Below are 26,029 nucleotides of genomic sequence, written 5' to 3' on the forward strand. Positions count from 1 at the left end.
GCGGCGGCACTGGTGGAACGGGCCGCGCCGCCGCTGGCGGCAATGGTGGGATCGCCTGCCGCCGGGTCGCCAGGACCAGCTGGCCATGCTGGCCCCGCTGGTGTCGGTGCTGCTGTTCCTGAGCGCGATCTTCCTGGCGTTGCTGTATTTCACGGGGCAGGAGCGCGCGCGCGAGCAAGAGGCCGTGGTGCGCGACGCCGAATACGCGCAACAGCGCCTGCGCCTGCGCCTGCTGGAGCGGCAGGAGCGTCTGATGCGCATGGCGCGCGACATCGCCAACCGCACCATCGAAGAGACCGAATTCGTCTTTCAGGCCGAAGAGCTGGTGCTGCAAAATCCAGAGCTGCTGGCGGTGCACTGGATCGGCCCGTACCGGGATGTGGTCACCGGCTACAGCGCCCCCGGGGTACCCGCCCGCGCCTACCGGCGCGCCGGTGAGACCCTGCCACCGGAACTGCTGGGCGGTGCGTTCGATCTGGCGCGCGATCTGCACCAGCCCATCTACTCCCATCCGCTGCCATGGCCGGATGGAGGACACAGCGTGCTGCTGCTGGTGCCGTTCGAGGACCAGCGCCGCTTTGGCGGCGTGGTGCTGGCGGAATATGCGGTGGATGGCCTGCTGCGCTATGGCGTGCCGCCCGAGGTGATGGCCCGCTATGCGGTCACGCTCATCGATGGCAGCGGCCGGGTGCTGGCGGGCACGCCGTTGCAGGGCGGGCGCAAGCCGCTGTCGAGCCTGCCCTGGGCGGCACCGCCGCAGCGGCACGAGATTCCCGTGTCACCGATCGGCAACAGCCTGCAGTTGCGCGCCGAAGGGCTGCGCGCCGACCGTGATACCGCCAGCGATGCACTGTTCTGGATCGTGGGGGCAATGAGCCTGGCCACGGTGTGGATGCTGCTGGCCAACATGCAGCACACGCGCCGGCGCCTGCAGGTGCAGCGCGCGCTGGTGGCCGAGACCAACTTCCGCCGCGCGATGGAAAACTCCATGCTGACGGGCATGCGCGCGTTGGACATGGAGGGCCGCATCACTTACGTCAACCGGGCCTTCTGCAACATGACCGGCTGGAGCGAGGAGGAGCTGATCGGCGCCACTGCCCCCTACCCCTACTGGCCGCCTGGCGAACACGAAACGCTGATGGCGCGTCTGCAGGACGAAATATCCGGTCGCAACGCCCCTGGCGGCTTTGAGGTACCGGTCAAGCGCAAAAACGGCAGTATTTTCTACGCGCGCATGTACGTCTCGCCGCTGATCGACGCCCAAGGGCGTCAGACCGGCTGGATGACGTCGGTGACCGACATCACCGAGGCCAAGCGCATTCGCGAGGAGCTGACAGCCTCCTACGACCGCTTCGCTACCGTGCTCGACAGTCTGGACGAAGCGATTTCGGTGGCGCCTTTGCACACGCACGAGCTGCTGTTTGCCAACCGCATGTACCGCAACTGGTTTGGCGATGGTCCGCAGGGACATGAGCGGCTGCTGGAGCTGTGCGCGGCGGTGCCGGTACTGCCGCCACAAGACACATTCGACCACGTCGACAACCTGATGGGCCTGCCGGCAGACGCGCTAGTGGAGGCCATTGCCGAGCACGCCCAGATCCACGTGCCCGAGCTGGGCAAGTGGCTGGAGCTGCGCACGCGCTACCTGACCTGGGTGGACGGACGGCTGGTGCAGATGCTCATTGCGAGTGACATCACCGCGCGGCTGCAGGCCGAGGAGCAAGCCAAACTCCAAGCCGAGCGCGCCGCGACGGCCAGCCGCCTGATCACAATGGGCGAAATGGCCTCCAGCGTCGCCCACGAGCTCAACCAGCCCCTGACGGCCATCAGCAACTACGCCAATGGTCTGATTGCGCGCTTGCGCAGTGGCCGCAGCGACCCAGACGAGATGCTCAACGCGCTGGAAAAAACCGCGCGCCAGGCGCAGCGCGCGGGCTCCATCATCCAGCGCATCCGGGCTTTCGTCAAAAAAAGCGAGCCCAACCCCACCCTGTCCGATGTCGGCCAGATGGTGGCCAATGCCGTGGAGCTGGCCACCATCGAGCTCAAGCGCCAGCTGGTTCAGCTCAAGGTCTATCAGGCCGAACGCCTGCCGCCACTGATGGTCGATCCGATCCTCATCGAGCAGGTACTGATCAACTTGCTGAAAAACGCAGGTGAGTCGATCCAGTGTGCACAGCGTCCTCCTGGGCAGCGGTGGATCGAGCTGACGGTGACGCCGCGTTGGCTCGACGGCCGCGACGGGGTGGAGTTTTCGGTGCGCGACAACGGCTGCGGCATCCCACCCGACCGGCTCGAGCGCATCTACGAAGCCTTCTACAGCACCAAGGCCGAAGGCATGGGCATCGGCCTGAAGTTGTGCCGCTCGATTGTCGAATCGCACCACGGGCGACTGCAAGCGCGCAACCTCTACAATGGCAACGAAGTGGTGGGTTGCGAATTCACGTTTTGGCTGCCCATACCCACAGCGCCAGTGGCTCGCCCCACCGCGCCGACTCTCTCCACCTCCGCCGAACGATGACTAGTCTGATCCCCAAACGCGGAACCGTTTATGTGGTCGATGACGACGAAGCCGTGCGTGACTCGCTGCAATGGCTGTTGGAGGGGAAGGACTTCCGCGTGCGCTGTTTCGAGTCGGCCGAGGCGTTTTTAGCGCGTTACGACCCGCGTGAGGTCGCCTGTCTCATTGCCGATATCCGCATGGACGGCATGAGCGGCACTGAGCTGCAGGACCGGCTGATCGAACGCCAGTCGCCGCTGCCGATCTGCTTCATCACCGGGCATGGCGACGTCCCCATGGCCGTGGCCTCGATGAAAAAGGGCGCGGTCGATTTCATCCAAAAGCCGTTCGATGAACAGCAGCTCATCGCCCTGGTCGAACGCATGCTGGATCAGGCGCGGGAGTCGTTCGCCGTGCACCAGCAGGCAGCCACGCGCGAGGCGCTGCTGGCCAAGTTGACCACGCGCGAGAGCCAGGTGCTGGAGCGCATTGTCGCGGGGCGGCTCAACAAACAAATCGCCGACGACCTGGGCATCAGCATCAAGACGGTAGAGGCGCATCGCGCCAACATCATGGAAAAGCTGGGGGCCAACACCGTCGCCGACCTGCTCAAGATCGCCCTGGCGCCCATCCCCCCAAAAACCTGACACCCCGATGACCGCCCAACTGATCGATGGCGTGGCGCTGTCGCGCCGACTGCGCGAAGCGCTGCGTGTGCGTGTCTCGACGCTGAGCGCCCGGCACACCCAACCCGGCCTGGCCGTGATCCTGGTCGGTGACAACCCCGCCAGCCAGGTCTACGTGCGCAACAAGGTCAAGGCGTGCGAGGAAGTGGGCATCCGCTCGGTGCTCGAAACGCATCCGGCCAGCTTGACCGAGGCCGCGCTGCTGCAGCGCATCGCCGCCTTCAACGCCGATCCCGCCATACACGGCATTCTGGTGCAGCTGCCGCTGCCGCCGCACATCGACGCCCAGCGGGTCATCGAGGCCATCGCGCCTGAAAAGGACGTCGACGGCTTTCATGTCGCCAACGCCGGCGCCCTGATGGTAGGGCGCCCCGGCTTTCAGCCCTGCACGCCATACGGCTGCATGAAGATGCTGGAGCATATCGGCTACCCACTGCGCGGCAAACACGCGGTGGTCATCGGACGCAGCAACATCGTGGGCAAACCGATGGCCATGCTGCTGCTGCAGGCCAACGCCACCGTCACGATCTGCCACAGCGCCACCACAGACCTGGCGCACCACACGCGGCAGGCCGACGTGATCGTCGCCGCGGTGGGCCGCCGGGCGCTGGTGACGGCGGATATGGTCAAACCGGGCGCGGTGGTGATCGACGTCGGCATGAACCGCGACGATACGGGCAAACTGTGTGGCGACGTCGATTTCGAAGGCGTGCGTCAGGTCGCGGGCTGGATCACCCCGGTGCCAGGCGGCGTTGGCCCAATGACCATCACCATGCTGCTGACCAACACCGTCGAGGCAGCTGAGCGCGCGGGCGCAACACCTGCACGGTGAGGGCTGGCCGGACGGGTGCGCCGCGCGGCTGTCCACGCCTCATCGTTGCCGCACCCAGTGTGCTGAACGTCATCGTGCGTACGGCTTCCCTGCTACAGGCCACAGCCGCGCTCCGGTTCACAACCGGCGTGTAATGAACCACCACAGGCTGCGCAGCGCGCAGGCCCACTGCAGCAGCACCAGCGCGCTGCCCAGCCCATGCCACAGCGCCAGGTTGGCCCCAGTCTGGCGCGCGGTCAGAATGCGCTGCGCGACGCCAAACTCCTGCACCAGCGCCGCCAATGCACCCAGCAGCAACCACGGCAGCAACGCCCAGCTGGCGTCACCCGCCTCGCCGCGACCGCGCTGCGCGCGCCCCCACAGCAGCAACAGCAGCGCAGCGGTCACACTCAGGTAAGCCTGCACCTGAAACAGACGCGCCGCCAGGCCGCCGGCCACCGCGGGGTTGTTGAAATGCGCAAACAGCAGCGGGACCGCGACGAAGCTCCACGCGGTCACCGCCCCCCACCACAAGGCCGCCACCAGCACCGGCCAGCGCTGTATCCACGCAGCCCGGGCCCGTGCCGTCTGTCCACCGTCCATAGCTGCCGCGGGGCCTTACTCGTAGCGCACGGCCACGATGGCGTAACGGCGCACACCGTTGGGCGCCTGCACCTCGGCCACGTCGCCCTCTTCCTTGCCGATCAACGCGCGCGCAATCGGACTGGAGACGTTGATGCGCCCGCTCTTCAGATCGGCTTCGTCTTCCCCGACGATCTGGTAGGTCACGCACTCGCCGCTGTCTTCGTCCTCCAGTTCGACGGTGGCGCCGAACACGACGCGGCCTCCAGCGTCCATCTGCGCTGGATCGATGATCTGCGCCATGGCCAGCTTGCCTTCGATTTCCTTGATGCGCCCCTCGACGAAGCCCTGGCGGTCCTTGGCGGCGTCATATTCGGCGTTCTCGCTCAGATCGCCCTGGGCGCGTGCTTCGGCAATCGCCTGGATCACGGCCGGACGTTCAACGGTCTTGAGGCGATGCAACTCTTCCTTGAGCAGCTCTGCCCCGCGTTTGGTCAACGGTATCGTTGGCATCTCGAATCCCACAAAAGCAAACCGCCGAGCGTTGCCGGTCGGCGGTCATCGACTTCAGGTGCCAATGATACCGCGCCTGCGGCGCGGTGTCAGCGCTGGCCACGGCAACGGCCCGCCACCGCGCCCCAGGCTGCAGCATCAAGCCAGCTGCGCGTGCAGTTCGGCCAGCGAGTACACCGGCAGCTCGTTCATCACCTTCATACCCTCGACTGCCGCCTCGGCACCAAACATGGTGGTAAAGGTCGTCACCCGGTTAGCCAGCGATGCAACGCGAATGTAGCGCGAGTCGGCGATCGCGTTGCGGCGTTCCTCCACGGTGTTGATGACCATCGCGATCTCGCCATTCTTGATCATATCGACGATATTGGGCCGACCTTCGGTGACCTTGTTGACCACGCTGCACGGCACGCCGGCAGCGCTAATGGCCGCAGCGGTGCCGCGCGTGGCCACCAGCTCGAACCCCATGGCGCAGAGCTCACGCGCCACGGCCACCACCCGCGCCTTGTCGCTGGGCTTAACGGACAGAAACACCTTGCGCACCGCGTCAGTGGGCCGCGGCAACACGGTGCCGGCCCCCAGCTGCGCCTTGACGAAGGCTTCGCCGAAGGTGCAGCCAACGCCCATCACCTCACCGGTGGATTTCATTTCCGGCCCGAGAATCGTATCCACGCCCGGGAACTTGACGAACGGGAACACCGCCTCCTTGACGCTGAAATACGGCGGCGTGACCTCGGTCGCAACGCCCTGCTGGACCAGCGTTTGGCCCGCCATGCAGCGCGCCGCCACCTTGGCCAGCTGTATCCCGGTGGCCTTGGAGACGAACGGCACAGTGCGGCTGGCGCGCGGGTTGACCTCCAGCACATAGATCACATCGCGCTTGCTGCCGCCGTCGTCCACTTCTTGGATGGCGAACTGCACGTTCATCAAGCCGACGACGTTGAGCGCGTGCGCCAGCGCTGTCGTCTGGCGCTTGATTTCGGCTACCGTGGCCGCCGATAGGTAGTACGGCGGCAGCGAGCACGCCGAGTCGCCCGAATGCACGCCCGCCTGCTCGATGTGCTCCATCACGCCGCCGATGAGCACCTGGCCGCTGGCGTCGCGCACGCAGTCCACATCACACTCGATGGCGTCGTTGAGGAAGCGGTCCAGCAGCACCGGTGAGTCGTTGCTGACCTTGACCGCCTCGCGCATGTAGCGCTCCAGATCGCGCGGCTCGTGCACGATTTCCATCGCACGTCCACCCAGCACGTAGCTGGGGCGCACCACCAGCGGGTAGCCCAATGCGGCGGCTTTTTCCATCGCCTCGGCCTCGGTGCGGGCGGTGGCGTTGGGCGGCTGTTTCAGACCCAGCTGGTGCAGCATTTGCTGGAAACGCTCGCGGTCTTCTGCGGCATCGATCATGTCCGGCGTGGTACCCATGATGGGCACACCGGCGCGCTCCAGCCCTAAAGCAAGCTTCAACGGAGTCTGGCCACCGTACTGGACGATAACGCCCTCGGGCCGCTCCTTGGCCACGATTTCCAGCACGTCCTCCAGCGTCAGCGGCTCGAAGTAGAGCCGGTCGCTGGTGTCGTAGTCGGTGGAGACGGTCTCGGGGTTGCAGTTGACCATGATGGTCTCGAAGCCGTCCTCGCGCATCGCCAGCGCCGCGTGCACGCAGCAGTAGTCGAACTCGATGCCCTGACCAATGCGGTTGGGGCCTCCACCCAGCACCATGATCTTGCGTCGCGTGCTCGGCTCGGCCTCGCACTCGTCCTCATAGGTGGAGTACAGGTAGGCCGTCGTGGTGGCAAACTCGGCCGCGCAAGTGTCCACGCGCTTGTACACCGGGCGCACGCCCAGCGCGTGGCGGTGGGCGCGCACGGCCTCTTCCGTCGTCGCCAACAGCTTGGCCAGGCGACGATCGGAAAAGCCCTTGCGCTTGAGGGTGCGCAGCGTCGTGGCGTCGAGTGCTGCCAGTGCCTGCGCACCATGCTGGGCGGTGTGTCGATCCAGCGCCAGTTCGATGTGCACGATCTCCTGGATCTGCACCAGGAACCACTTGTCGATTTTGGTCAACTGGTGCACCTTGTCCAGCGTCCATCCCGCCGCAAAGGCGTCGCCGACATACCAGATGCGTTCTGGCCCCGGCTCGCCCAGCTCGCGCTCCAGTGTCTCGCGGTCCTGGGTCTTTTCGTTCATGCCGTCCACACCCACCTCCAGACCACGCAGCGCCTTCTGGAAGCTCTCCTGGAAGGTGCGCCCGATCGCCATCACCTCACCTACCGACTTCATCTGCGTGGTCAGACGATCGTTGGCCTGCGGAAACTTTTCGAACGCAAAGCGCGGAATCTTGGTGACTACATAGTCGATAGTCGGCTCAAATGACGCCGGCGTGGCACCGCCCGTGATGTCGTTGCGCAGTTCATCGAGCGTGTAACCAACGGCCAGCTTGGCCGCCACCTTGGCGATCGGGAAACCGGTGGCCTTCGACGCCAGCGCCGAGGAGCGGCTGACGCGCGGGTTCATCTCGATGACGATCATGCGCCCGTTGGCCGGGTTGATCGCAAACTGCACGTTCGAGCCGCCGGTGTCGACGCCGATTTCGCGCAGCACGGCGATGGACGCATCGCGCATGCGCTGGTATTCCTTGTCGGTGAGCGTCTGCGCCGGCGCCACGGTGATGGAGTCGCCCGTGTGCACCCCCATCGGGTCCAGGTTTTCGATCGAGCAGACGATGATGCAGTTGTCGTTCTTGTCGCGCACCACCTCCATCTCGAACTCTTTCCAGCCCACCAGCGACTCTTCGATCAGCAGCTCGCTGGTCGGCGAGGCCTCCAAGCCGCGCTTGCAGATGGTCTCGAATTCTTCCGGGTTGTAGGCGATGCCGCCACCCGTGCCGCCAAGCGTAAAGCTGGGGCGGATCACACACGGAAAGCCCACCGTGCGCTGCACGGCCCACGCCTCCTCCAGGCTGTGCGCGATGCCCGAGCGGGCCGACTCCAGACCGATGCGGGTCATCGCCTCCTTGAACTTCTGGCGGTCCTCGGCCTTGTCGATGGCCTCGGGCGAAGCGCCGATCAGCTCACACTGGTAGCGCTGCAGCACGCCGTGGCGCCACAGGTCCAGCGCGCAGTTCAGCGCCGTCTGCCCGCCCATGGTGGGCAGGATGGCGTCCGGACGCTCGCGGGCGATGATTTTTTCGACCGTCTGCCAGGTGATGGGCTCGATGTAGACCGCGTCGGCCGTGGCCGGGTCGGTCATGATCGTGGCCGGATTGCTGTTGATCAGGATGACGCGGTAGCCCTCCTCGCGCAGCGCCTTGCAGGCCTGCACGCCGGAGTAGTCGAATTCACACGCTTGGCCGATGACGATCGGACCGGCGCCGATGATGAGGATGCTGCGAAGGTCGGTGCGCTTGGGCATGATCGGGTCGTCTCAAACCGGCAGACCGCAGGCTGCGGCTGCCAGCTTTAGGGAGAGGTGGTTTTGGCCAGCCGGATGCCGAAGCCCACAAACAGGGCGCCAACCCCGGCGTTGAGGGAGGCCGCCAACCGGCGCTGACGGCGAAACGCCGCCGCCAGCCGATCACCGGCGAAGATGAGCGCGCTCAGATACACGAAGCTGAACAGCTGGGCGATGGCGCCCAACACCACAAAGCTAAGCGCCGGGTGCGGGTACGCTGGATCGACGAACTGCACGAAGAACGAAATGAAAAAGAAGATGGCTTTCGGATTGAGCAGGCTGATGGACAACGCGCGCTGAAACGGCCGCGTGGCCTGCGGCGGGCGCGCCAGCGGTTGCGACACGCCGACGTCGCCGCGCCAGCGCGCCCACGCACTGCGCAGCATCCCGATCCCGATCCATGCCAGATACAGGGCGCCGGCATACTTGATCGCCAGAAACATCCACGGTGTGGCCTGCAGCACCGACGCCAATCCGGCGGCCGACAGCACCATCAGCACCGTGTCGCCGACGAAAACACCGCAGGCCGCCCGGTACCCCATGGCCACGCCATGGCCCGAGGCCACCGACAGCACGTACATCGAGTTCGGCCCCGGCAGCAGCACGATGAAGAGCGTGCCCAGCACGTAGGTCGTCAGATCGGTGATGCCAAACATCGGGCGCCCCTCGACCCGCATCAGCGGGCCTGATCCATCAAGGCCACGAAGCGGTCGAACAGGTAGGCCACGTCGTGCGGCCCCGGAGACGCCTCGGGGTGTCCCTGAAAGCCAAAGGCCGGTCGATCGGTGCGCGCGATCCCCTGCAGGGTGCCATCAAACAGACTGACGTGCGTGGCACGCAGATTCGGCGGCAGCGACTGCGCATCGACCGCAAAGCCGTGATTCTGGCTGGTGATGCTGACGCGTCCGGTGTCGAGATCCTTGACCGGATGGTTGGCCCCGTGATGACCACACTTCATCTTGAACGTGCGCGCGCCGCTGGCCAGCGCCAGAATCTGGTGTCCCAGGCAGATACCGAAGGTCGGCACGCCGCGCCCGACAATCTCGGCCGCGGCGGCGATGGCGTAGTCACACGGCTGCGGGTCCCCGGGCCCGTTGGACAGAAATACGCCATCGGGCTGTAACGCCAGCACTTCGGCTGCCGACGTGCGCGCCGGCACCACCGTCACGCGGCAGCCGCGCTCGGCCAGCATGCGCAGGATGTTGCGCTTGACGCCGAAGTCGTAGGCCACCACATGGCGGCGCGGCTGCGAGAGTTCGCCGTACCCTGGGCGGACATCGTCACGGCGCAAGCGCCACTCGGTCTGTGTCCACTCGTAGGCTTTCGGGGTGGTGACGGTCTGGGCCAGGTCGAGTCCGGCCATGCTGGGCGCCGAGCGCGCCAGCGCCACCGCTTCCTGCCGCAACGCCGCCGTCACGGTCTGGCCTGCCGACAGCGCGACGATGGCCCCGTTTTGCGCCCCATGCTCGCGCAGGCGGCGCGTCAACGCACGCGTGTCGATACCGGCGATGGCCACCACACCCTGCTCACGCAAATAGTCTCCCAGCGAGCGCGTGGCGCGAAAGTTGGAGTGGAGGATGGGCAGGTCCTTGATGATCAGGCCAGCCGCCTGCACGGCGCCGGATTCGACGTCCTCATCGTTGACCCCGACGTTGCCGATGTGCGGATACGTGAGGGTGACGATTTGCTGGCAGTAGCTGGGGTCGGTGAGGATTTCCTGATAGCCGGTGAGCGCCGTGTTGAACACCACTTCACCGACCGTGTGGCCATCGGCGCCGATGGCCACGCCTTCAAAGACCGTGCCGTCTGCAAGCGCAAGAAGGGCGGAAGGCAGGACGGAAAACACGGACACTCTCCAAGGTTGGGACGCGGCTGCAGCCCCGCGCCGGCACTGCCCGCCGCGACGCCAGCGGGTGCCTGCCGACGCAGCGCCCCCGGCGCGGGGCGGTTGCTGTGCTCTGGATAAACTTTGAGATTATAGCCCGCGCCCCCGTGTTCGCCCGGCAGGGCCCAGGCGGCCTACCCCAGGGTCTGGCGCGCACGCAGCTGGGCAGCAGCGCTCGCGTGCAGGCAAATCGCAGCGGCGGCGGCCACGTTGAGCGATTCCTCGCCGCCGGGCTGCGCAATGCGCACCGTCAACGCGGCATGCGCGGCCAGCGTTGCGCGCACGCCTTGCCCCTCGTGGCCCAGCAGCCACGCACAAGGCCAAGGCAGATTCGCCTCGTGCAGCCAGCAGCCGCGATGCGAACTGGTCGCCAGCACGGGCACAGCCAGCTGCGCCAGCTCATCCGGTTCGCCCCCTTCGCACAGCTGTAGATGGAAATGCGCACCCATGCCGGCGCGTAGCACCTTGGCCGACCACAGGGCCACCGTTCCACGCATCGCCAGCACCTGACGAAAACCAAAGGCGGAGGCGCTACGCAAGATCGAGCCGACGTTGCCGGGGTCCTGCAGGCGATCGAGGACCACGGTGGGGGCGTGTGGCTGCATCGGTGCCGGGGTCGGTAGGCGCGCCAGACAGGCAATCGGAGCGGCAGATTCGAGGGCGCTGATATGGCGCATCAGCTCCGGCGTCAGCGACCACACCGGCACAGAGGCATCGAGCCAGCCCCGCCGGCACCAAGCCTCGACCCAGTGTGCGCCATCCGGCGTCACGATCATCGCCTCGGGTACGCCCCCGTGTGCCAGCAGTGCCGCGCACAGGTGATCGCCCTCCACCCACACCAGGCCGGCGCGCCGATCCACCCCGCCCAAGGTCTGCACCAGACGGCGCAGCTGCCGCACGCGCGGGTTGTCGCGCGACGTCAGCGTCAGCGTCGGCGCAAACACCATTGCGCTCACGGCGTCAGCTCCACCGCGGCAGCGCCCGCCCCCGCCGCCGCGCCGATCAGCGCCTGCATCACCGGCGCGAAGCTGCGCCGGTGCGCCGCGCACGGGCCATGCGCGCGCAGCGCCTGCATATGCTGCACCGTACCGTAGCCCCGGTGCCGGTCGAAGCCGTACACCGGATAGCGGGCGTGCAGGGCGTCCATGAGGCGGTCGCGCGTGACCTTGGCGACGATGGAGGCGGCAGCGATGGCCGCGTCGGTGGCGTCACCGCGCACCACCGCTTCGGCGCGCATCGGCAGCGCGGGCAAGCGGTTGCCATCCACCCGCACCAGCGATGGGCGCAGGCGCAGCGCCGCCACCGCCCGCTGCATGGCCAGCAGCGTGGCCTGCAGGATGTTGAGGCGGTCGATTTCCTCCACCTCGGCGATCCCGACCCCCACACACAGCGCCCGCGCCAGGATGCGCTCGTAAAGCCGCTCACGCCGCGCGGCACTCAGCGTTTTCGAATCCGCCAGCCCTGCGACGGGCTGCTGCTCATCCAGCATCACCGCAGCGGCCACCACCGGACCGGCCAACGGCCCTCTTCCCGCCTCGTCCACGCCGGCCACCAGCCCGTCATCGCCCCAGCACAGCGGCAACTGGGCCGGCTCGGTGGCGGCTCGGCACCGGCGTGGCACTGCGCCCGTCGCCCTCATCGCATCCCCCGCCGGCGCTGCCACAGCGGCTCGATGGCCTGCGTGGCCAACGCCACCGTGTCGCGCCGCAAGGACTCATGCAGCGCCGCAAAGCGCACCTGCAGCGCCGCGCGGCGCTGGCGGGCCGACTCGCCGTCGTCCAGCCATGCCAGCGTCTCGCGCGCCAGCGCCGCCGGTGTGGCCTGCTCCTGCAGCAGCTCGGGCACGACGAACGCGCGCGCCAGGATGTTGGGCAAGCCAACCCAAGGCTGACGCATCTGGCGTCGCGTCAGCCACCACGACAGCGGATGCATGTGATAAGCGATCACCATCGGACGCTGAAACAGCGCCGCCTCCAGCGTGGCCGTGCCGCTGGCCACCAGCGCCACGTCACACGCCGCCAAAGCGGCGTGGGATTGTCCGCGCAGCACCTGCACGTCGTCAGCCATGGGCGAGCGCATGACGCGTGCGCGGATGTCGTCGTACAGCGCCGGGGCTGCTGGCAACACAAACGTCAAACCGGGCCGCTGGCGCTGCATCAGCCGCGCCGCAGCCAAAAAACGTCCGAGCAGATGGTCGATTTCGGCACGCCGGCTACCAGGCAGCAGCGCCACCACCGCGGCGTCACCCGCCAGCCCCAGCGCCGTGCGCGCGGCTGCCTGGTCGGGTTCGCGCGGGATGACCGACGCCAGGGGATGGCCGACGAAGGTGGCGGCAATGCCGTGCTCGGCCAGCAGGGCCGGCTCGAACGGGAACACGCACAGCACATGGTCACAGGCACGCCGCATCAGCGCCACACGCTCTGGCCGCCAGGCCCAGATGGCGGGCGCGACAAACTGCACCGTGGCCACGCCCGCTGCGCGCAGGTCGGCCTGCAGCGCCAGATTGAAGTCCGGGGCGTCCACACCGATGAACACGTCAGGCGGCTCGCGCAGCAGGCGATCGCGCAGCGCGCGCCGGATGCCGACGATTTCGCGATAGTGGCGCAGCACCTCGACATAGCCACGCACAGCCAGCTTCTCGCTCGGCCACCAGGCGGCGCATCCCTGCGCCTGCATGGCGGCACCAGCGATGCCGACCGCCTGCAAGTGCGGCCAGCGCTGACGCAGGCCCTTGAGCAGCTCGGCAGCCAGCACGTCGCCGGAGGCCTCGCCGGCCACCAGCGCCAACCGCGGCGTCAACGTTGCCGCCTCGCCCGCCAGCCGTTGCGATTTAGCCTCCATGATGCCGAGCCGTATGATCCAACCCCGTCCCCTGCCGCACCACCTCTTCAGCGCACGATACCGCGCTGCGCATCGACGCCGGCCAAAAACGCCTCCATCAACGCGACATCGGCCGCGGCTTCCGGATGCTGCTCGGCCAGTGCGGCGATACGCGCCTGTGCCTGCTGCAGTGTCAGGCCCTCACGGTACAGCGCCTTGTGCATGGCCTTGACGACACCGATGCGCGCGGCCGAAAACCCGCGCCGGCGCAAACCCTCGTAATTCATCGAGCGCGCGCGCGCGGGCTGCCCCTGCGCCATCACGAACGGAGGCACATCGGCAAACAACAGTGCGCACATCGCCGTCATGGCATGCGCTCCGATGCGCACGAACTGGTGCACCACCGTGAAGCCGCCCAGAATCGCCCAATCGCCCACCTGCACATGACCGGCCAACTGGGCGTTGTTGGCAAAGATGGTGTGGTCGCCAACGATACAGTCGTGCGCCAGATGGGTGTAGGCCATCATCCAATTGTCGTTGCCCAGACGCGTCACCCCGCCTCCCTGCACGGTGCCGATGTGGTAGGTGCTGTACTCGCGGATGGTGTTGCGGTCGCCGATGATGAGCTCACACGGCTCACCGGCGTATTTCTTGTCTTGACTGGGCAGGCCCAACGAGACGAACGGAAAAATGCGGTTGTCACGCCCGATGGTGGTGCGGCCCTCGAGCACGCAGTGCGCGCCGACCGTGGTGCCGGCTCCGATGCGCACGTGCGGCCCCACCACCGTGTACGGACCGATGACCACGTCGTCGGCCAGTTCGGCTCGGCAATCGACCAGCGCGGTGGGATGAATCTGCGCCATAGCCGGCCCGCGTCAGGCAATGGAGCGCATCGTGCACATCAGCTCGGCTTCGCAAGCGACCTCACCATCCACCCGCACCGTACCCTGAAACTTGAAGATGCCGGCCTTCATGCGCAGCAGCGCCACGTCCATCACCAGCTGGTCACCCGGCTCCACCGGCCGTTTGAAGCGTGCACCATCGATGCCCGCGAAGTAGTACACCGTCCTGTCGTCGGGTGTGATGCCCAGCGTCTCAAACGCCAGCAACGCCGCCGTCTGCGCCAGCGCCTCTAGCATCAGCACGCCCGGAAATACCGGGCGGTGCGGAAAATGACCGGTGAACACCGGCTCGTTGATGGTGACGTTCTTGAGCGCGCGAATGCGCGTTCCCTTCTCCACCTCCAGCACCCGGTCCACGAGCAGAATCGGGTAGCGGTGCGGCAGTTGCTTGAGGATCTGATGGATGTCCATGCTCATGTGGTGCGTCGCTCCAGGGCCTTGAGGCGCTCGCGCAACGCGTGCAGCTGGCGCAGCGTCGCGGCGTTCTTCTCCCAGGCGCGATTGTCGTCGATCGGAAATACACCGCTGTACTGACCCGGCTGCCTAATCGAACGCATCACCACCGACGCCGCCGAAATGTGGACGTGATCGGCCAGTTCGAGGTGCCCCAGCACGATGGCGCCTCCGCCCAGCGTGCAGTAGGCGCCAATACGGGCCGAGCCCGCCACACCCACACAGCCGGCCATGGCCGTGTGCGCGCCCACGCGCACGTTGTGGCCGATTTGGATCAGGTTGTCGAGCTTGACGCCGTCCTCCAGCACCGTATCGCCCAGGGCACCGCGGTCGATGCAGCAGTTGGCGCCGATCTCCACGTCGTCGCCGATGCGCACCGCCCCCAGCTGCTCGATCTTGATCCAGGAGCACCCGCCATCGACGCGTGCCTGCGGCGCAAAGCCGAAGCCGTCCGCCCCGATCACGGTGCCGCCATGAACCAGGCAACGCCGCCCGATGCGACAGTCGTAGCCGAGGACCACCCCGCTGTCCAGGCGTGTGCCCGCTCCCACCCGGGCGCGGGCCTGAACATGCACGCGCGCGCCGATGACGGCTCCGTCTTCAACGACGGCGTCCTCATCGATGACGGCTAACGGACCCACGGCCACCCCGTGACCGAGACGTGCCGCGGGGTGCACCCACGCCGTGGGGTGTATCCCCTGCACGAGCGGACGCGGCGCCACGTGTGCACGCCACCACTGCGTCAGCCGGGCAAACGCCAGGTACGGGTCGGAAAACAACCAGGCGCACCAGCCGCCGGGCGGTGGATCGGGCCGCTGCAGCACGGCGCTGGCCAGATCGGGCGCAGCGATCACTACGCCGGCCCGCGAGCGCTGCAACGCCGTCACGTAGCGCGGGTGCGCCACGAAGGCCAGGCTCTGCGGGTCAGCATCCTCCAGCGGCGCCAAACGCGACACGACGCGCTCACCCGGACCCAGCACGTCGCCGCCCAAGGCCGCCTGCAAGCGGGCAAGCGTGAGATGGGTGTTCATCCCCCAGCCCCCGCCAGCTCCTGTCGCAGGGCAGGGCTATTCACCGTGCGTTGTTCAGCCCGTTGATCACCTTGTCGGTGATGTCGTGCCGCGGCGCGATGTAGACCGCCTCCTGCAGAATCAGGTCGTACTTTTCCGATTCAGCAATCTGGCGGATAACGCGGTTGGCCCGCTCGATCACCTGCTGCAGCTCCTCGTTGCGGCGCTGCACCAGGTCTTCCTGGAACTCGCGCCGCCGGCGCTGCAAATCGCGGTCGAGTTCGGCAATCTGGCGCTGGCGCGCCGCACGCTGCGACTCCGACAGCGTCGGCGCTTCCTTCTCGAACTTCTCGGTGGCTTGGCGCAGTTGGTTCCCCAGCGCCTCGATATCGCGTTCGCGGCGCGAAAACTCCTGCTCCAGCCGACTTTGCGCGGCCTTGGCCGCATTGGAGTCACGCAGAATGCGCTCGGTGCTCACGAAGCCGATCTTGAGTTCCTGGGCAAGGGCAGCACCGAGCGTCACCGCAGACAGCAGCGCTGCGACACCGCGTGCCCACCATTGACGGGTCATCGATTTCATCAGAAGGCGGTTCCGATTTGGAATTGAATGTTTTGTGTCTTGTCGCCGGTTTGTTTGCGAACCGGCCGGGCGAACGCGATTCTAAGCGGGCCCACCGGCGAGATCCAGCTGATGCCAATGCCGGCAGAGGCGCGCAAGTCGCTCAACTTGAGCTTCTGGTCGGGTGCGTAGACATTGCCGACGTCGAAGAAGCCGAACAGGCGCAGCGTACGGTCGTTGCCAGCGCCCGGAAACGGCGCGATGACCTCGGTGTTGAGCAACACCGATCGCGTGCCGCCCAGATAGGCCACATCGGCACTGGAGCCGCCGACGATGGGGCTGGTTGCACCGAGCGTGCCCTGTTCGAAGCCGCGCACTGAGCCCAGGCCGCCGCCATAGAAGTGCTTGAACAACGGCACCGGCTTGCCGCCCAAGCCCTTGGCCCAACCCAGTTCGGCGTTGAAGGCCAGCGTGAAGCGCTTGTCCAGCGGCACGTACTGCTGGTACTGACCACTGCCCTTGACGTAGCGGGTATCGCCGGCGATGCCCAGCTCGCCGTTGAGGCGCATCAGGCGTCCGCGCGTCGGCACCAGCGCACTGTCGCGCTCATCGCGCGCCCAGCCGACCGTCAGCGGCACCGACAGCGGCTTATTCCCAAATACCGCGATGAAATTGTCGTATGCCAGAGGCATCCGCTCGCCCCGCTCGATCTTCGTTTGCTCCACGCCGATGCCAAAAAATACCGTGTCGGTTTCCGTGAACGGCACACCGAAGCGGACCGCCGCGCCGGGCGTCACGAGCCGGTAGTCCGACTCCTGCGCGGCGTAGGGGCGTGTGGTGCGGTAGTAGAGGTCGATCGAGCGCGACACGCCGTCGTCCGTGAAGTACGGGTTGGTCGTGCTCAGTACGAACTGCCGGTTGAACTTGCTGGTGTTGACATTGAGACCGAGATAGTTGCCGGTGCCAAAGACGTTTTCCTGCTGAATGCCGGCCAGCAGCGACAGCTTCTCGGCCTGGGAGTAGCCAGCACCCACCGTCAAGTTGCCCGTGGGTTTTTCCACCACCGTCAGCACCAGGTCGACCTGATCCGGTGCGCCGGGTACCTCCTGGGTGTCGATGCGAACGTCGGTGAAGAACCCGAGACGGTCGACGCGGTCGCGCGACAAGCGAATCTTGTCACTGTCGTACCAAGCCGCCTCCAGCTGGCGGAACTCGCGCCGGATGACTTCGTCGCGGGTGCGGTTGTTGCCTTCGATGAGAATGCGGCGCACATAGGCGCGCCGCGACGGCTGCGCCTGCAGCACGATGGCGACCCGGTTGTTGGTGCGGTCGATGTCGGGCACAGCCTCCACACGGGCAAACGCGTAGCCAAATTGGCCGTAGAGGTCGGTGAAAGCCTTGACGGTTTCCGTGACCTGCTCGGCGTTGTAGGGCCGCCCGGGCTGGATGCGCACCAGCGAGCGGAACTCCTCTTCCCGGCCCAGGAAGTCGCCTTCCAGCCGCACCGCCGACACCACGTAGCGCGGCCCTTCGGTGATGTTGATCGTCAGCGCCAGCGAGGACTTGTCGGGCGACAGCGCCACCTGCGTGGAGTCGATATTGAACTCCAGGTAGCCGCGTGTCAGGTAGTACGAGCGCAGCGCCTCCAGGTCGGCGTTGAGCTTGGCGCGCGAGTAGCGGTCGCTCTTGGTATACCAGCTCAACCAGCCCCCAGTGTCGAGGTCGAATAGATCCAGCAGCGTCTTTTCGGAGAACGCGCGCGCGCCCACGATGCGGATGTCACGGATCTTGGTGACGTCGCCTTCCACGACACTGAACTGGATGTTGACGCGGTTGCGCTCGATCGGCGTCACGGTCGTGGTGACCTGCACCGCGTACATGCTGCGGTTGAGGTACTGCCGTTTGAGCTCCTGCTCGGCACGATCAACCAGCGCGCGGTCGAACGGCCGCCCTTCGGTCAGGCCGATGTCGCGCAGCGCACGGCGCAGCACGTCGTTGTCGAACTCTCGCACGCCGCTAAAACTGACGTCGGCCACCGTCGGGCGCTCCTCGACGATGACCACCAGCACGTCCCCGTCGACCTGCAGGCGCACGTCGGAGAACAAACCGAGGCCAAACAGCGCGCGGATTGCCGCCGCTCCCTGTTCGTCGGAGTACGTGTCACCGACACGAAACGGCAGCGAAGCGAAGACGGTGCCCGGCTCGACGCGCTGCAGCCCTTCGACACGGATGTCACGCACCACGAAGGGATCGACCGCCCATGCGGGCAGGGAAGCGGCGACAGTCGCCAGCCAAAGACCGGCGCGCACGCGCCAGCGGCGCTGGAATGTAGATTTCATGCGATACGGATTGCTCGACCGTCAGCCCATCAGTCGGACCAGATCGTTGAAGAGGGCCAGCGACATCAAGACGACGAGCAGTGCCACCCCGCCCCGCTGCAGCCGGTCCATCCAGACCTCAGACAGCGGCCGGCCGACCACTGCCTCCCACAGATAATACATCAGGTGCCCCCCGTCCAGGACGGGCAGTGGCAGCAGGTTCAGCACCCCCAGCGAGACGCTGACCAGGGCGAGAAAGGTCAAAAACGCCATCGGGCCGAGACTGGCCGACTTGCCGGCGTAGTCGGCAATCGTCAAGGGTCCGCTGAGGTTGCGCAGCGATGCCTCCCCCGTCACCATGCGGCCCAGCATCGTCAGCGTCATGCCCGCCACTTCGGCCGTGCGAGCCACGCCTTCGCCCAGCGCCTGCAGCGGCCCGCTGGCCACCACCGTCATCGCCGGGGCACCGCCGATCATGGCGCCGACACGCCCAACCCACGCGCCATCGTGCCGCTGCGCCCTTGGGGTGACGATCAGCTCCAGGCGCTCGGCGCCCCGCTCGATCAGCCAGCGCTGCGCGCGGGCACGACCTTCGGCATCGACGGCCGCGCGAATGCGCGCGCGCAGCGTCTGCGCATCCGCGATCGCCTCCCCGTCCACGGCCAGCACGTGATCTCCCGGTTGCAGGCCCGCCGCTGCTGCCGCACCGTCGGGCACGATGTCGCCCAGCACCGGGGCCGACCATGGGGCGACGATACCGATGCGTTCAAAGGTTGCTGCCTCCAACTCGCGCGCATCCAGCGCGGACAGCGGCAGCTCGACGGCGCGTTGTGCCGGCCCCTGGGGCCCGTCGGCCAGCTCCAGCCGCAAATCCTGGCCAGCCAGCACGGCGCGGCTGATGTGCCAGCGCAGCTCGTCGAATGAGCGCACCGGCCGGGGCTGTGCGTTGCCGCTGGCCGCGGTCAGCACCCACTCGCCACCGCGCACACCTGCACGCGCCGCCAGCGTGTCCGCCGCGGGCGTAGCCAACACCGGCTGCGGCTGCGGTGTCCCCCACCAGGCGACGAACGCATACAGCACGGCGGCCAACACCAGATTGGCAGCGGGGCCGGCAGCTACGATGAACGCCCGCCGCCGCAGCGGTTGTGCGTTGAATGCCAGGTGCCGCTGATCGGGCGGGACGCTGCCTTCGCGCTCGTCCAACATGCGCACGTAGCCGCCCAGCGGCAACGCCCCAATCACAAATTCCGTGCCGCGCCGGTTGCGCCACGACCACAGTGGCCGCCCCAAGCCGATCGAAAACCGCAGCACCGGCACGCCACAGGCCACCGCTGCGCGGTAGTGACCCCACTCGTGCACCGTAATCAGAATCGCAATGGCCAGCAGGAACGACAAGGCAGTTAACATCGATTCAACCCCCGGTTGCACACCGGCACGCCCGTGCCCGCACGACCGCAACGGCGTCGGCTGTGCCGCCCGCATCCACGACACCCTGCCTGCGCCACCGCACCCCTCGCACCACGCTCAGGCCAGTGCCGCCCCGCAGCGGCACTCACCGGCCAGACAGCTGCCGCACGACGGCGTCGGCGCAGGCACGGGCGCGCTCATCCAGCGCCAGCAAATCGGCTAAGGTCTGCGGGTTGGAGGGTTCGCAACGCTCCAGCGTTCCCCGGTTGACCGCATGGATCTGGTCGAAGCGCAACTGCCCCTGCAGAAACGCCTCCACCGCCACCTCGTTGGCGGCGTTGAGCACAGCGGTCGTGCCGGCCGGGGCCCGCAACGCCTCCCACGCCAGAAACAGCCCCGGAAAACGTCGCACATCGGGCGGCTCGAAGGTCAGTGCCCCCAGACGGGCAAAGTCCAGCGCCTGCGCGCCAGAGACCATGCGCTCGGGCCAGCTCAGGCCATAGGCGATCGGCACCCGCATGTCGGGCGTGCCCAGTTGCGCCACCACCGAGCGGTCCCGGTACTGCACCATCGAGTGCACCACACTTTGCGGATGGATGACGACCTCGATCTGCTCGGGCGCGAAACCAAACAGATACCGGGCCTCGATGACTTCGAGCGCCTTATTCATCATGGTGGCCGAATCGACCGAAATCTTGCGCCCCATGACCCAGTTCGGATGAGCGCACGCCTCCTCGGGCGTGACCTGCGCCAACGTGGCCGGGTCACGCTGGCGAAAGGGACCGCCGGATGCCGTCAGCACGATTTTGTCCACCCGCTGCGGCCAGGTCGCCGGGTCTTCGGGCAGCGACTGAAAGATGGCTGAATGTTCGCTGTCGATGGGCAGCAGCCGGGCACCACCGGTGCGCACCGCCTGCAAAAACACCTCGCCCCCCACCACCAGGGCTTCCTTGTTGGCCAGCAGCAGCCGTTTGCCCGCTCGAGCAGCGGCCAGGCACGGCGCCAGCCCAGCCGCGCCGACGATCGCCGCCATCACGGTGTCGACATCGGGGTGGGCCGCCACCTCGGCCAGCGCTGCGGCGCCCGCCAGCGCCTCAGTCGGCAGCCCGCGTGCGCGCAGGCCGCGCTGCAGCGCCTGCGCGTGCGCTGCATCGATCACCGCCCAGCGCGGACGGAACCGCTCGCACAGCGTCAGCAGTGCATCGACCTGGCGGTGAGCCGACAGCGCCACCACCTCGAAGCGCTGCGGATGGCGCGCGATGACGTCCAACGTGCTGGTGCCAATCGAGCCGGTCGCGCCCAACACCGCCACACGCTGGCGGCGGCTGCCCACTGCATCGCCCGCCCCCGCCGGCACCGGTGGCGGTGACGCGCCCCCGTCAGCCGCAGCCGTGCGGTCAACCGCGAAGGCGCCCCCCACCATCATCATCTCTGCCCGCCGATCCCGTTCAACACCGTCAGCGCCACCGGCAGCACCGGCAGCAGGGCGTCGATGCGGTCCAACACGCCGCCATGCCCCGGCAGCAGGGCGCTGGAATCTTTGGCTCCGGCGCTGCGCTTGACCAGCGATTCGAACAGATCTCCGGCCACGCTCAGCGCGGTCAGCGCCAGCAGCACGGGCACCGCCACCGCCCAGCCCTGCCGCGCCAGCGCCGGATACAGCGCCGCTTGCAACGCCGGCCACACATCAGCCAGCGCCACCCACGCGGCGGCCAGCGCCAGCACCGCCGCCGCGCCACTCCATGCACCTTCCCAGCTCTTGCCGGGGCTGATACGCGGGGCCAGCTTGCGCCGGCCCCAGGCCCGGCCCCCGAAATAGGCGGCGATATCTGCGACCCACACCAGCAACAGGACACTGAGCAGCATCAGTGAGCCGCGGGCATGCAGCGCCACCAGCGCCCACCAGGCCAGTGCCAGCGCCAGCCAGCCCAGCAGCAGGCGGGCGGCAATGGCCCAACGCGTCCAGTCATCGACACCACGGCGCAGGGCCAGCGCCAACACCAGCACCCAAACCCCCGTCACGCCCCAGCCAAACGCCTGTGGCCACGGCGCGCTGCCCAGCGCCCACCACAGCCCCAGTGGCAGCGCCCCCACCCCAAGCCCGGCGGCCACACACAGCGCTGGTGCCGCCGTGTTCAGACGCGACCACTCCCACGCCGCCGCCCCCATGGCAGCGGCGGTGACCACGGCAAACGGCCGACTGTCCCGCCACAGCAGAGGCGGCAGTAATACCGCCAGCAGGATGACTGCGGTGATGACGCGCTGCTTCAGCATCGGCGTCGGGCTCCCGGCGTCAGGCGGCCTGCGCCGCCACCTGCTCCGGCGTGCGCCCATAGCGGCGCTGCCTGCGCGCATAGGCCGCCAGCGCGCGGTCGAACTCGGTGGCATCAAACGCCGGCCACAGACGTGCCGAAAAATACAGCTCCGTGTAGGCCAGCTGCCACAGCAGAAAATTGCTGATGCGCTGCTCCCCCCCGGTGCGGATCAGCAAATCCGGGTCGCTTACGTGCGCCAGCGCCAGGGCCTGCGCTAGCGACTGCTCGGTGATCGGCTCGCCGTGCCGCGCCAGCGCCTGCGCCGCCTGCACGATGTCCCAGCGGCCACCGTAGTTGAAGCACACGTTGAGCACCAGGCGTGTGTTGCCGGCGGTGCGCTGCTCGGCCGCCTCGATCGCGGGCGGCAGTTCGGGCGGCAAACCGCTGCGGTCGCCCACCACGTGCAGGCGCACGCCAGCCTCGTGCAGACGGGGCACCTCTTCCATCAGCGCCTGCCCCATCAGGCGCAGGATTGCCGACACCTCCTCATCGGGGCGGGCCCAGTTCTCCGAGGAAAATGCGAACACCGTTAGCACCCGCACGCCGCGCTCGATGCACCAGCCAATGACGCGGCGCAGTGTCTCCATGCCGGCGCGGTGTCCAGCCACCCGCGGCAGCAGGCGTCGGCGCGCCCAGCGCCCATTGCCGTCCATCACGATGGCGACATGGGCGGGAATGGAACCGCCGCCGCACGGCGGAGGACTGTCGGGTGCTGTCATGCGCGACGGCCTGCGGTCAGATCGCCATGATGTCCGCCTCCTTGGCGGCCACCAGCTTGTCGACCTCGGCGATCATGCGGTCGGTCAGCTTCTGGATGTCGTCCTGGGCACGACGCTCGTCGTCTTCGGAGGCCAGCTTGTCCTTGACCAGGCGCTTGACGTGCTCATTGGCCTCACGGCGCAGGTTGCGGATGGCCACCTTGGCGTGCTCACCCTCGGCCTTGACGACCTTGGTCAGCTCGCGCCGGCGCTCTTCGGTCATCGGCGGAATCGGCACGCGGATCAGGTCGCCGTGCGACGCCGGGTTGAGGCCAAGATCCGATTCACGGATGGCCTTCTCGATCTTGGCGCCCATGCCTTTTTCCCACGGTGCCACGCCGATGGTGCGGGCATCGAGCAGCGACAGGTTGGCGACCTGGCTGATTGGCACCAGGGTGCCGTAGTACTCGACCTGCACGGTGTCGAGCAGGGCCGGATTGGCGCGCCCGGTGCGAACCTTGGCCAGGTTGTGCCGCAGCGCCTCCAGCGACTGCTGCATCTTTTGCTCGGCGGTTTTCTTGATCTCTGCAATGGTGCTCATCGATGGCCTCTTGCGGTTGGGGCGGGCCGGCAGGGCAGCCACGCCGTGTCAGACATGCACCAGCGTCCCCTCGTCCTCACCCAGCACGACGCGCTTGAGCGCGCCGGGCTTGAAGATGGAAAATACGCGCACCGGCAACCCCTGATCGCGGCACAGCGCAAAGGCAGTCGCGTCCATGACTTGCAGCTGGCGTACCATCGCCTCATCAAAGGTGATGCGGCTGTAGCGGGTAGCCGACGGATCCTTCTTCGGATCGGCGGTGTAGACGCCGTCCACCTTGGTGGCCTTGAGCACGATCTGGGCGCCGATCTCCGCGCCGCGCAAGGCCGCCGCCGTGTCCGTGGTGAAGAACGGATTGCCGGTGCCGGCGGCAAACACCACCACCTTGCCTTCTTCCAAATACTGCAGCGCCTTCGGGCGCACATACGGCTCGACCACTTGATCGATGGCGATGGCCGACATCACGCGCGCCTTGGTGCCCCCGCGCTCCAGCGCATCGCCCAGAGCCAGGGCATTCATCACCGTGGCCAGCATGCCCATGTAGTCGGCCGTGGCGCGATCCATGCCCACTGCACCGCCGGCTACCCCCCGGAACAGATTGCCGCCACCAATCACGATGGCCACCTGCACGCCAAGTCGCGCCACTTCGGCCACTTCGGCCACGATGCGCTCGATGGTACCGCGATGGATACCGAAGGCTTCATCGCCCATCAGGGCTTCGCCGGAGAGCTTGAGCAGGATGCGGTGCAAGACAGGCATGTTGGCTCGCTGCAGGGTCGATGGATTGTACGGGTGGAAGCGCCAGCGCCGCGTGCGCGGGGACGCGCACACCTGCAAAAACGGCCGACTCCCGCGCAGGAGCCGGCCGCTGGCGATGGGACAGAACTCAGGCCTTTTGGGCTGCGGCCACCTGGGCGGCCACTTCGGCGGCGAAGTCGTCCTGCTTCTTCTCGATACCCTCACCCACCACGTAGAGCGTGAAGCCCTTGACGGTGGTGTTGGCACCCTTGAGGTACTGACCAACGGTCTGCTTGCCGTCGGCGGCCTTCACAAACACCTGATCCAGCAGCGAGACTTCCTTCAGGTACTTCTGCACGGCACCGTCCACCATCTTGGCGACGATATCGGCTGGCTTGCCCGATTCGGCTGCCTTTTGCTCAGCGATCGAGCGCTCCTTGGCCACCAGCTCGGCCGGCACCTCGGCCGCCGAGGTGGCCACCGGCTTCATCGCGGCGATGTGCATCGCCACATCCTTGGCTGCGACCGCATCGCCCGTGTATTCGATCATGACGCCGATGCGCACCCCGTGCAGGTAGGTGGCCAGCTGGCCGCCCCCGGCATAGCGCTTGAAGCGGCGGATCGTCATGTTTTCGCCGATCTTGCCGATCAGCCCCTTGCGCACATCCTCGACCGTAGGACCGAAGCCCTCCATCGACAGTGGCAGCGCCGCCAGCGCCGCCACGTCTGCCGGATCGTGCTGCGCCACCAGCCGGGCTAGCGCATTGCAAAACGCCACGAACAGGTCATTCTTGGAGACGAAGTCGGTCTCGCAGTTGACCTCGATCAGCGCACCGGTCGAACCTTCCACGAACGAGGCCACCACCCCCTCGGCGGTGATACGGCCGGCCGCCTTGCTGGCCTTGCTGCCCAGTTTGACGCGCAGGATCTCCTCGGCCTTTTCCATGTTGCCATCGGCCTCGGTGAGCGCCTTCTTGCACTCCATCATCGGGGCGTCGGTCTTGGCGCGGAGTTCCGCGACCATGCTTGCGGTGATTGCTGCCATAGTGTGTTGCTCCTGTGGGCGGCGGCTGCCGCCCGAGACAATGACCGGAATAAACGTCAGGACAGTGACAAAAAAGGGGCGCGCAGCCCCTTCCTCGACGCGCGCGCCCGCGTCAGGCTTCCTGCACCTCGACGAACTCGTCGTCGCTGCGCACCGCCTCGACCACGCTGTTGAGGGCCGCATTGCGGCCTTCCAGCACCGCATCAGCGATGCCGCGGGCATAGATCGCCACCGCCTTGGCCGAGTCGTCGTTGCCCGGAATGACGTAGTCGATGCCGTCGGGCGAGTGGTTGGTGTCCACCACGCCAATCACGGGAATGCCCAGCTTCGTCGCCTCGGCCACTGCAATCTTGTGGTAGCCCACATCGACGACGAAAATCGCATCCGGCAGCGCGGTCATGTCCTGGATGCCGCCGATGTCACGCTCGAGCTTTTCGAGCTCACGGTTGAACAGCAGCTGCTCTTTCTTGGACATGCTATCCAGCCCAGCTTCCTTTTGCGCCTTCATGTCCTTCAGGCGCTTGATCGAGGACTTGACGGTCTTGAAGTTGGTCAGCATGCCGCCCAGCCAGCGCTGATCGACGTACGGCACACCAGCGCGCTGCGCTTCGGCCGCCACGATATCGCGCGATTGACGCTTGGTCCCCACCATCAACAGGGTGCCGCCGTTGGCAGTGAGCTGGCGCACGAATTTGCGCGCCTCCTCAAACATCGGCACCGTCTTTTCGAGGTTGATGATGTG

General features: G+C 67.1%; 24 protein-coding genes. 3 read left to right on the forward strand and 21 right to left on the reverse strand.

The genetic code is table 11. The features are described 5' to 3' along the window. From V7Z54_RS04930 to folD, 3 genes are all read left to right on the forward strand, one after another. Nucleotides 1–2,521: PAS domain-containing sensor histidine kinase (locus tag V7Z54_RS04930; RefSeq protein WP_334134804.1), on the forward strand; the 2,521-nt coding region annotated here is incomplete at its 5' end. Continuing rightward, a complete protein-coding gene (locus V7Z54_RS04935; RefSeq protein ID WP_334134805.1) occupies nucleotides 2,518–3,147 on the forward strand; it encodes a response regulator transcription factor in 630 nt (209 codons plus the stop codon). The genes V7Z54_RS04930 and V7Z54_RS04935, both read left to right, overlap by 4 nt. A 7-nt stretch (nucleotides 3,148–3,154) precedes the next feature. Further along, nucleotides 3,155–4,018, forward strand: coding sequence for a bifunctional methylenetetrahydrofolate dehydrogenase/methenyltetrahydrofolate cyclohydrolase FolD (gene folD, locus V7Z54_RS04940; protein ID WP_334134807.1), 864 nt, complete (start codon nucleotides 3,155–3,157; stop codon nucleotides 4,016–4,018). 117 nt (nucleotides 4,019–4,135) lie between these two features. Here the strand turns inward: folD and V7Z54_RS04945 are convergent, their stop codons facing one another. The 21 genes from V7Z54_RS04945 to rpsB all read right to left on the reverse strand — a co-directional run. Beyond that, nucleotides 4,136–4,600, reverse strand: a complete 465-nt coding sequence (locus V7Z54_RS04945) for a DUF4149 domain-containing protein (protein WP_334134808.1) — start codon at nucleotides 4,598–4,600, stop codon at nucleotides 4,136–4,138. Between the two features lie 15 nt (nucleotides 4,601–4,615). Beyond that, nucleotides 4,616–5,092, reverse strand: a complete 477-nt coding sequence (gene greA, locus V7Z54_RS04950; RefSeq protein ID WP_334134810.1) for a transcription elongation factor GreA — start codon at nucleotides 5,090–5,092, stop codon at nucleotides 4,616–4,618. A 138-nt stretch (nucleotides 5,093–5,230) separates the two neighbouring features. Further along, nucleotides 5,231–8,497, reverse strand: a complete 3,267-nt coding sequence (gene carB, locus V7Z54_RS04955; protein ID WP_334134812.1) for a carbamoyl-phosphate synthase large subunit — start codon at nucleotides 8,495–8,497, stop codon at nucleotides 5,231–5,233. A 47-nt stretch (nucleotides 8,498–8,544) separates the two neighbouring features. Next, nucleotides 8,545–9,192, reverse strand: a complete 648-nt coding sequence (gene leuE, locus V7Z54_RS04960; RefSeq protein WP_334134814.1) for a leucine efflux protein LeuE — start codon at nucleotides 9,190–9,192, stop codon at nucleotides 8,545–8,547. A gap of 20 nt (nucleotides 9,193–9,212) precedes the next feature. Beyond that, nucleotides 9,213–10,382 (reverse strand): glutamine-hydrolyzing carbamoyl-phosphate synthase small subunit, encoded by a 1,170-nt coding sequence (carA, locus tag V7Z54_RS04965; RefSeq protein ID WP_334134816.1) that lies wholly within the window; start codon nucleotides 10,380–10,382, stop codon nucleotides 9,213–9,215. A gap of 173 nt (nucleotides 10,383–10,555) precedes the next feature. Next, entirely contained in the window at nucleotides 10,556–11,368 is an 813-nt protein-coding gene (locus V7Z54_RS04970) for a TrmH family RNA methyltransferase (RefSeq protein ID WP_334134838.1), read from the reverse strand. A gap of 5 nt (nucleotides 11,369–11,373) precedes the next feature. Continuing rightward, nucleotides 11,374–12,060 (reverse strand): ribonuclease HII, encoded by a 687-nt coding sequence (rnhB, locus tag V7Z54_RS04975; protein WP_334134818.1) that lies wholly within the window; start codon nucleotides 12,058–12,060, stop codon nucleotides 11,374–11,376. Continuing rightward, nucleotides 12,057–13,262, reverse strand: coding sequence for a lipid-A-disaccharide synthase (gene lpxB, locus V7Z54_RS04980; protein WP_334134820.1), 1,206 nt, complete (start codon nucleotides 13,260–13,262; stop codon nucleotides 12,057–12,059). Before lpxB ends, rnhB begins: the two co-directional genes overlap by 4 nt. A gap of 47 nt (nucleotides 13,263–13,309) precedes the next feature. Continuing rightward, entirely contained in the window at nucleotides 13,310–14,104 is a 795-nt protein-coding gene (gene lpxA / locus V7Z54_RS04985) for an acyl-ACP--UDP-N-acetylglucosamine O-acyltransferase (RefSeq protein ID WP_334134821.1), read from the reverse strand. A 12-nt stretch (nucleotides 14,105–14,116) separates the two neighbouring features. Further along, entirely contained in the window at nucleotides 14,117–14,554 is a 438-nt protein-coding gene (gene fabZ, locus V7Z54_RS04990) for a 3-hydroxyacyl-ACP dehydratase FabZ (RefSeq protein ID WP_334134839.1), read from the reverse strand. Between the two features lie 2 nt (nucleotides 14,555–14,556). Beyond that, nucleotides 14,557–15,627: a UDP-3-O-(3-hydroxymyristoyl)glucosamine N-acyltransferase gene (lpxD, locus tag V7Z54_RS04995; protein ID WP_334134823.1), complete on the reverse strand. Its 1,071-nt coding sequence runs from the start codon at nucleotides 15,625–15,627 to the stop codon at nucleotides 14,557–14,559. A 40-nt stretch (nucleotides 15,628–15,667) separates the two neighbouring features. Beyond that, nucleotides 15,668–16,186, reverse strand: a complete 519-nt coding sequence (locus V7Z54_RS05000; protein ID WP_334134824.1) for an OmpH family outer membrane protein — start codon at nucleotides 16,184–16,186, stop codon at nucleotides 15,668–15,670. Next, complete coding sequence (bamA, locus tag V7Z54_RS05005) at nucleotides 16,186–18,504, reverse strand: outer membrane protein assembly factor BamA (RefSeq protein WP_334134825.1); 2,319 nt, start codon at nucleotides 18,502–18,504, stop codon at nucleotides 16,186–16,188. The genes V7Z54_RS05000 and bamA overlap by 1 nt, the downstream gene beginning before the upstream one ends. Nucleotides 18,505–18,525: 21 nt before the next feature. Continuing rightward, nucleotides 18,526–19,890 carry an RIP metalloprotease RseP gene (rseP, locus tag V7Z54_RS05010; protein WP_334134826.1) on the reverse strand — a complete coding sequence of 455 codons (1,365 nt, stop codon included), beginning with the start codon at nucleotides 19,888–19,890 and terminating at the stop codon, nucleotides 18,526–18,528. A 145-nt stretch (nucleotides 19,891–20,035) separates the two neighbouring features. After that, on the reverse strand, nucleotides 20,036–21,223 hold the full coding sequence (gene ispC, locus V7Z54_RS05015) for a 1-deoxy-D-xylulose-5-phosphate reductoisomerase (protein ID WP_334134840.1): 1,188 nt from the start codon (nucleotides 21,221–21,223) through the stop codon (nucleotides 20,036–20,038). Between the two features lie 92 nt (nucleotides 21,224–21,315). After that, nucleotides 21,316–22,164 carry a phosphatidate cytidylyltransferase gene (locus V7Z54_RS05020; protein ID WP_334134828.1) on the reverse strand — a complete coding sequence of 283 codons (849 nt, stop codon included), beginning with the start codon at nucleotides 22,162–22,164 and terminating at the stop codon, nucleotides 21,316–21,318. Between the two features lie 19 nt (nucleotides 22,165–22,183). Beyond that, nucleotides 22,184–22,924 (reverse strand): polyprenyl diphosphate synthase, encoded by a 741-nt coding sequence (gene uppS / locus V7Z54_RS05025; protein ID WP_334134830.1) that lies wholly within the window; start codon nucleotides 22,922–22,924, stop codon nucleotides 22,184–22,186. A 16-nt stretch (nucleotides 22,925–22,940) separates the two neighbouring features. Next, nucleotides 22,941–23,504: a ribosome recycling factor gene (gene frr / locus V7Z54_RS05030; protein WP_334134832.1), complete on the reverse strand. Its 564-nt coding sequence runs from the start codon at nucleotides 23,502–23,504 to the stop codon at nucleotides 22,941–22,943. 48 nt (nucleotides 23,505–23,552) lie between these two features. Then, on the reverse strand, nucleotides 23,553–24,263 hold the full coding sequence (pyrH, locus tag V7Z54_RS05035) for a UMP kinase (protein ID WP_334134834.1): 711 nt from the start codon (nucleotides 24,261–24,263) through the stop codon (nucleotides 23,553–23,555). 127 nt (nucleotides 24,264–24,390) lie between these two features. Beyond that, nucleotides 24,391–25,287, reverse strand: coding sequence for a translation elongation factor Ts (gene tsf / locus V7Z54_RS05040; protein ID WP_334134835.1), 897 nt, complete (start codon nucleotides 25,285–25,287; stop codon nucleotides 24,391–24,393). 112 nt (nucleotides 25,288–25,399) lie between these two features. Then, nucleotides 25,400–26,029, reverse strand: a 630-nt coding sequence (gene rpsB / locus V7Z54_RS05045) for a 30S ribosomal protein S2 (RefSeq protein ID WP_334134837.1), incomplete at its 5' end; no start/stop codon positions are given.

Origin of the sequence: Tepidimonas sp. (genome assembly GCF_036824975.1) — a bacterium.
GTDB lineage: Bacteria > Pseudomonadota > Gammaproteobacteria > Burkholderiales > Burkholderiaceae_C > Tepidimonas.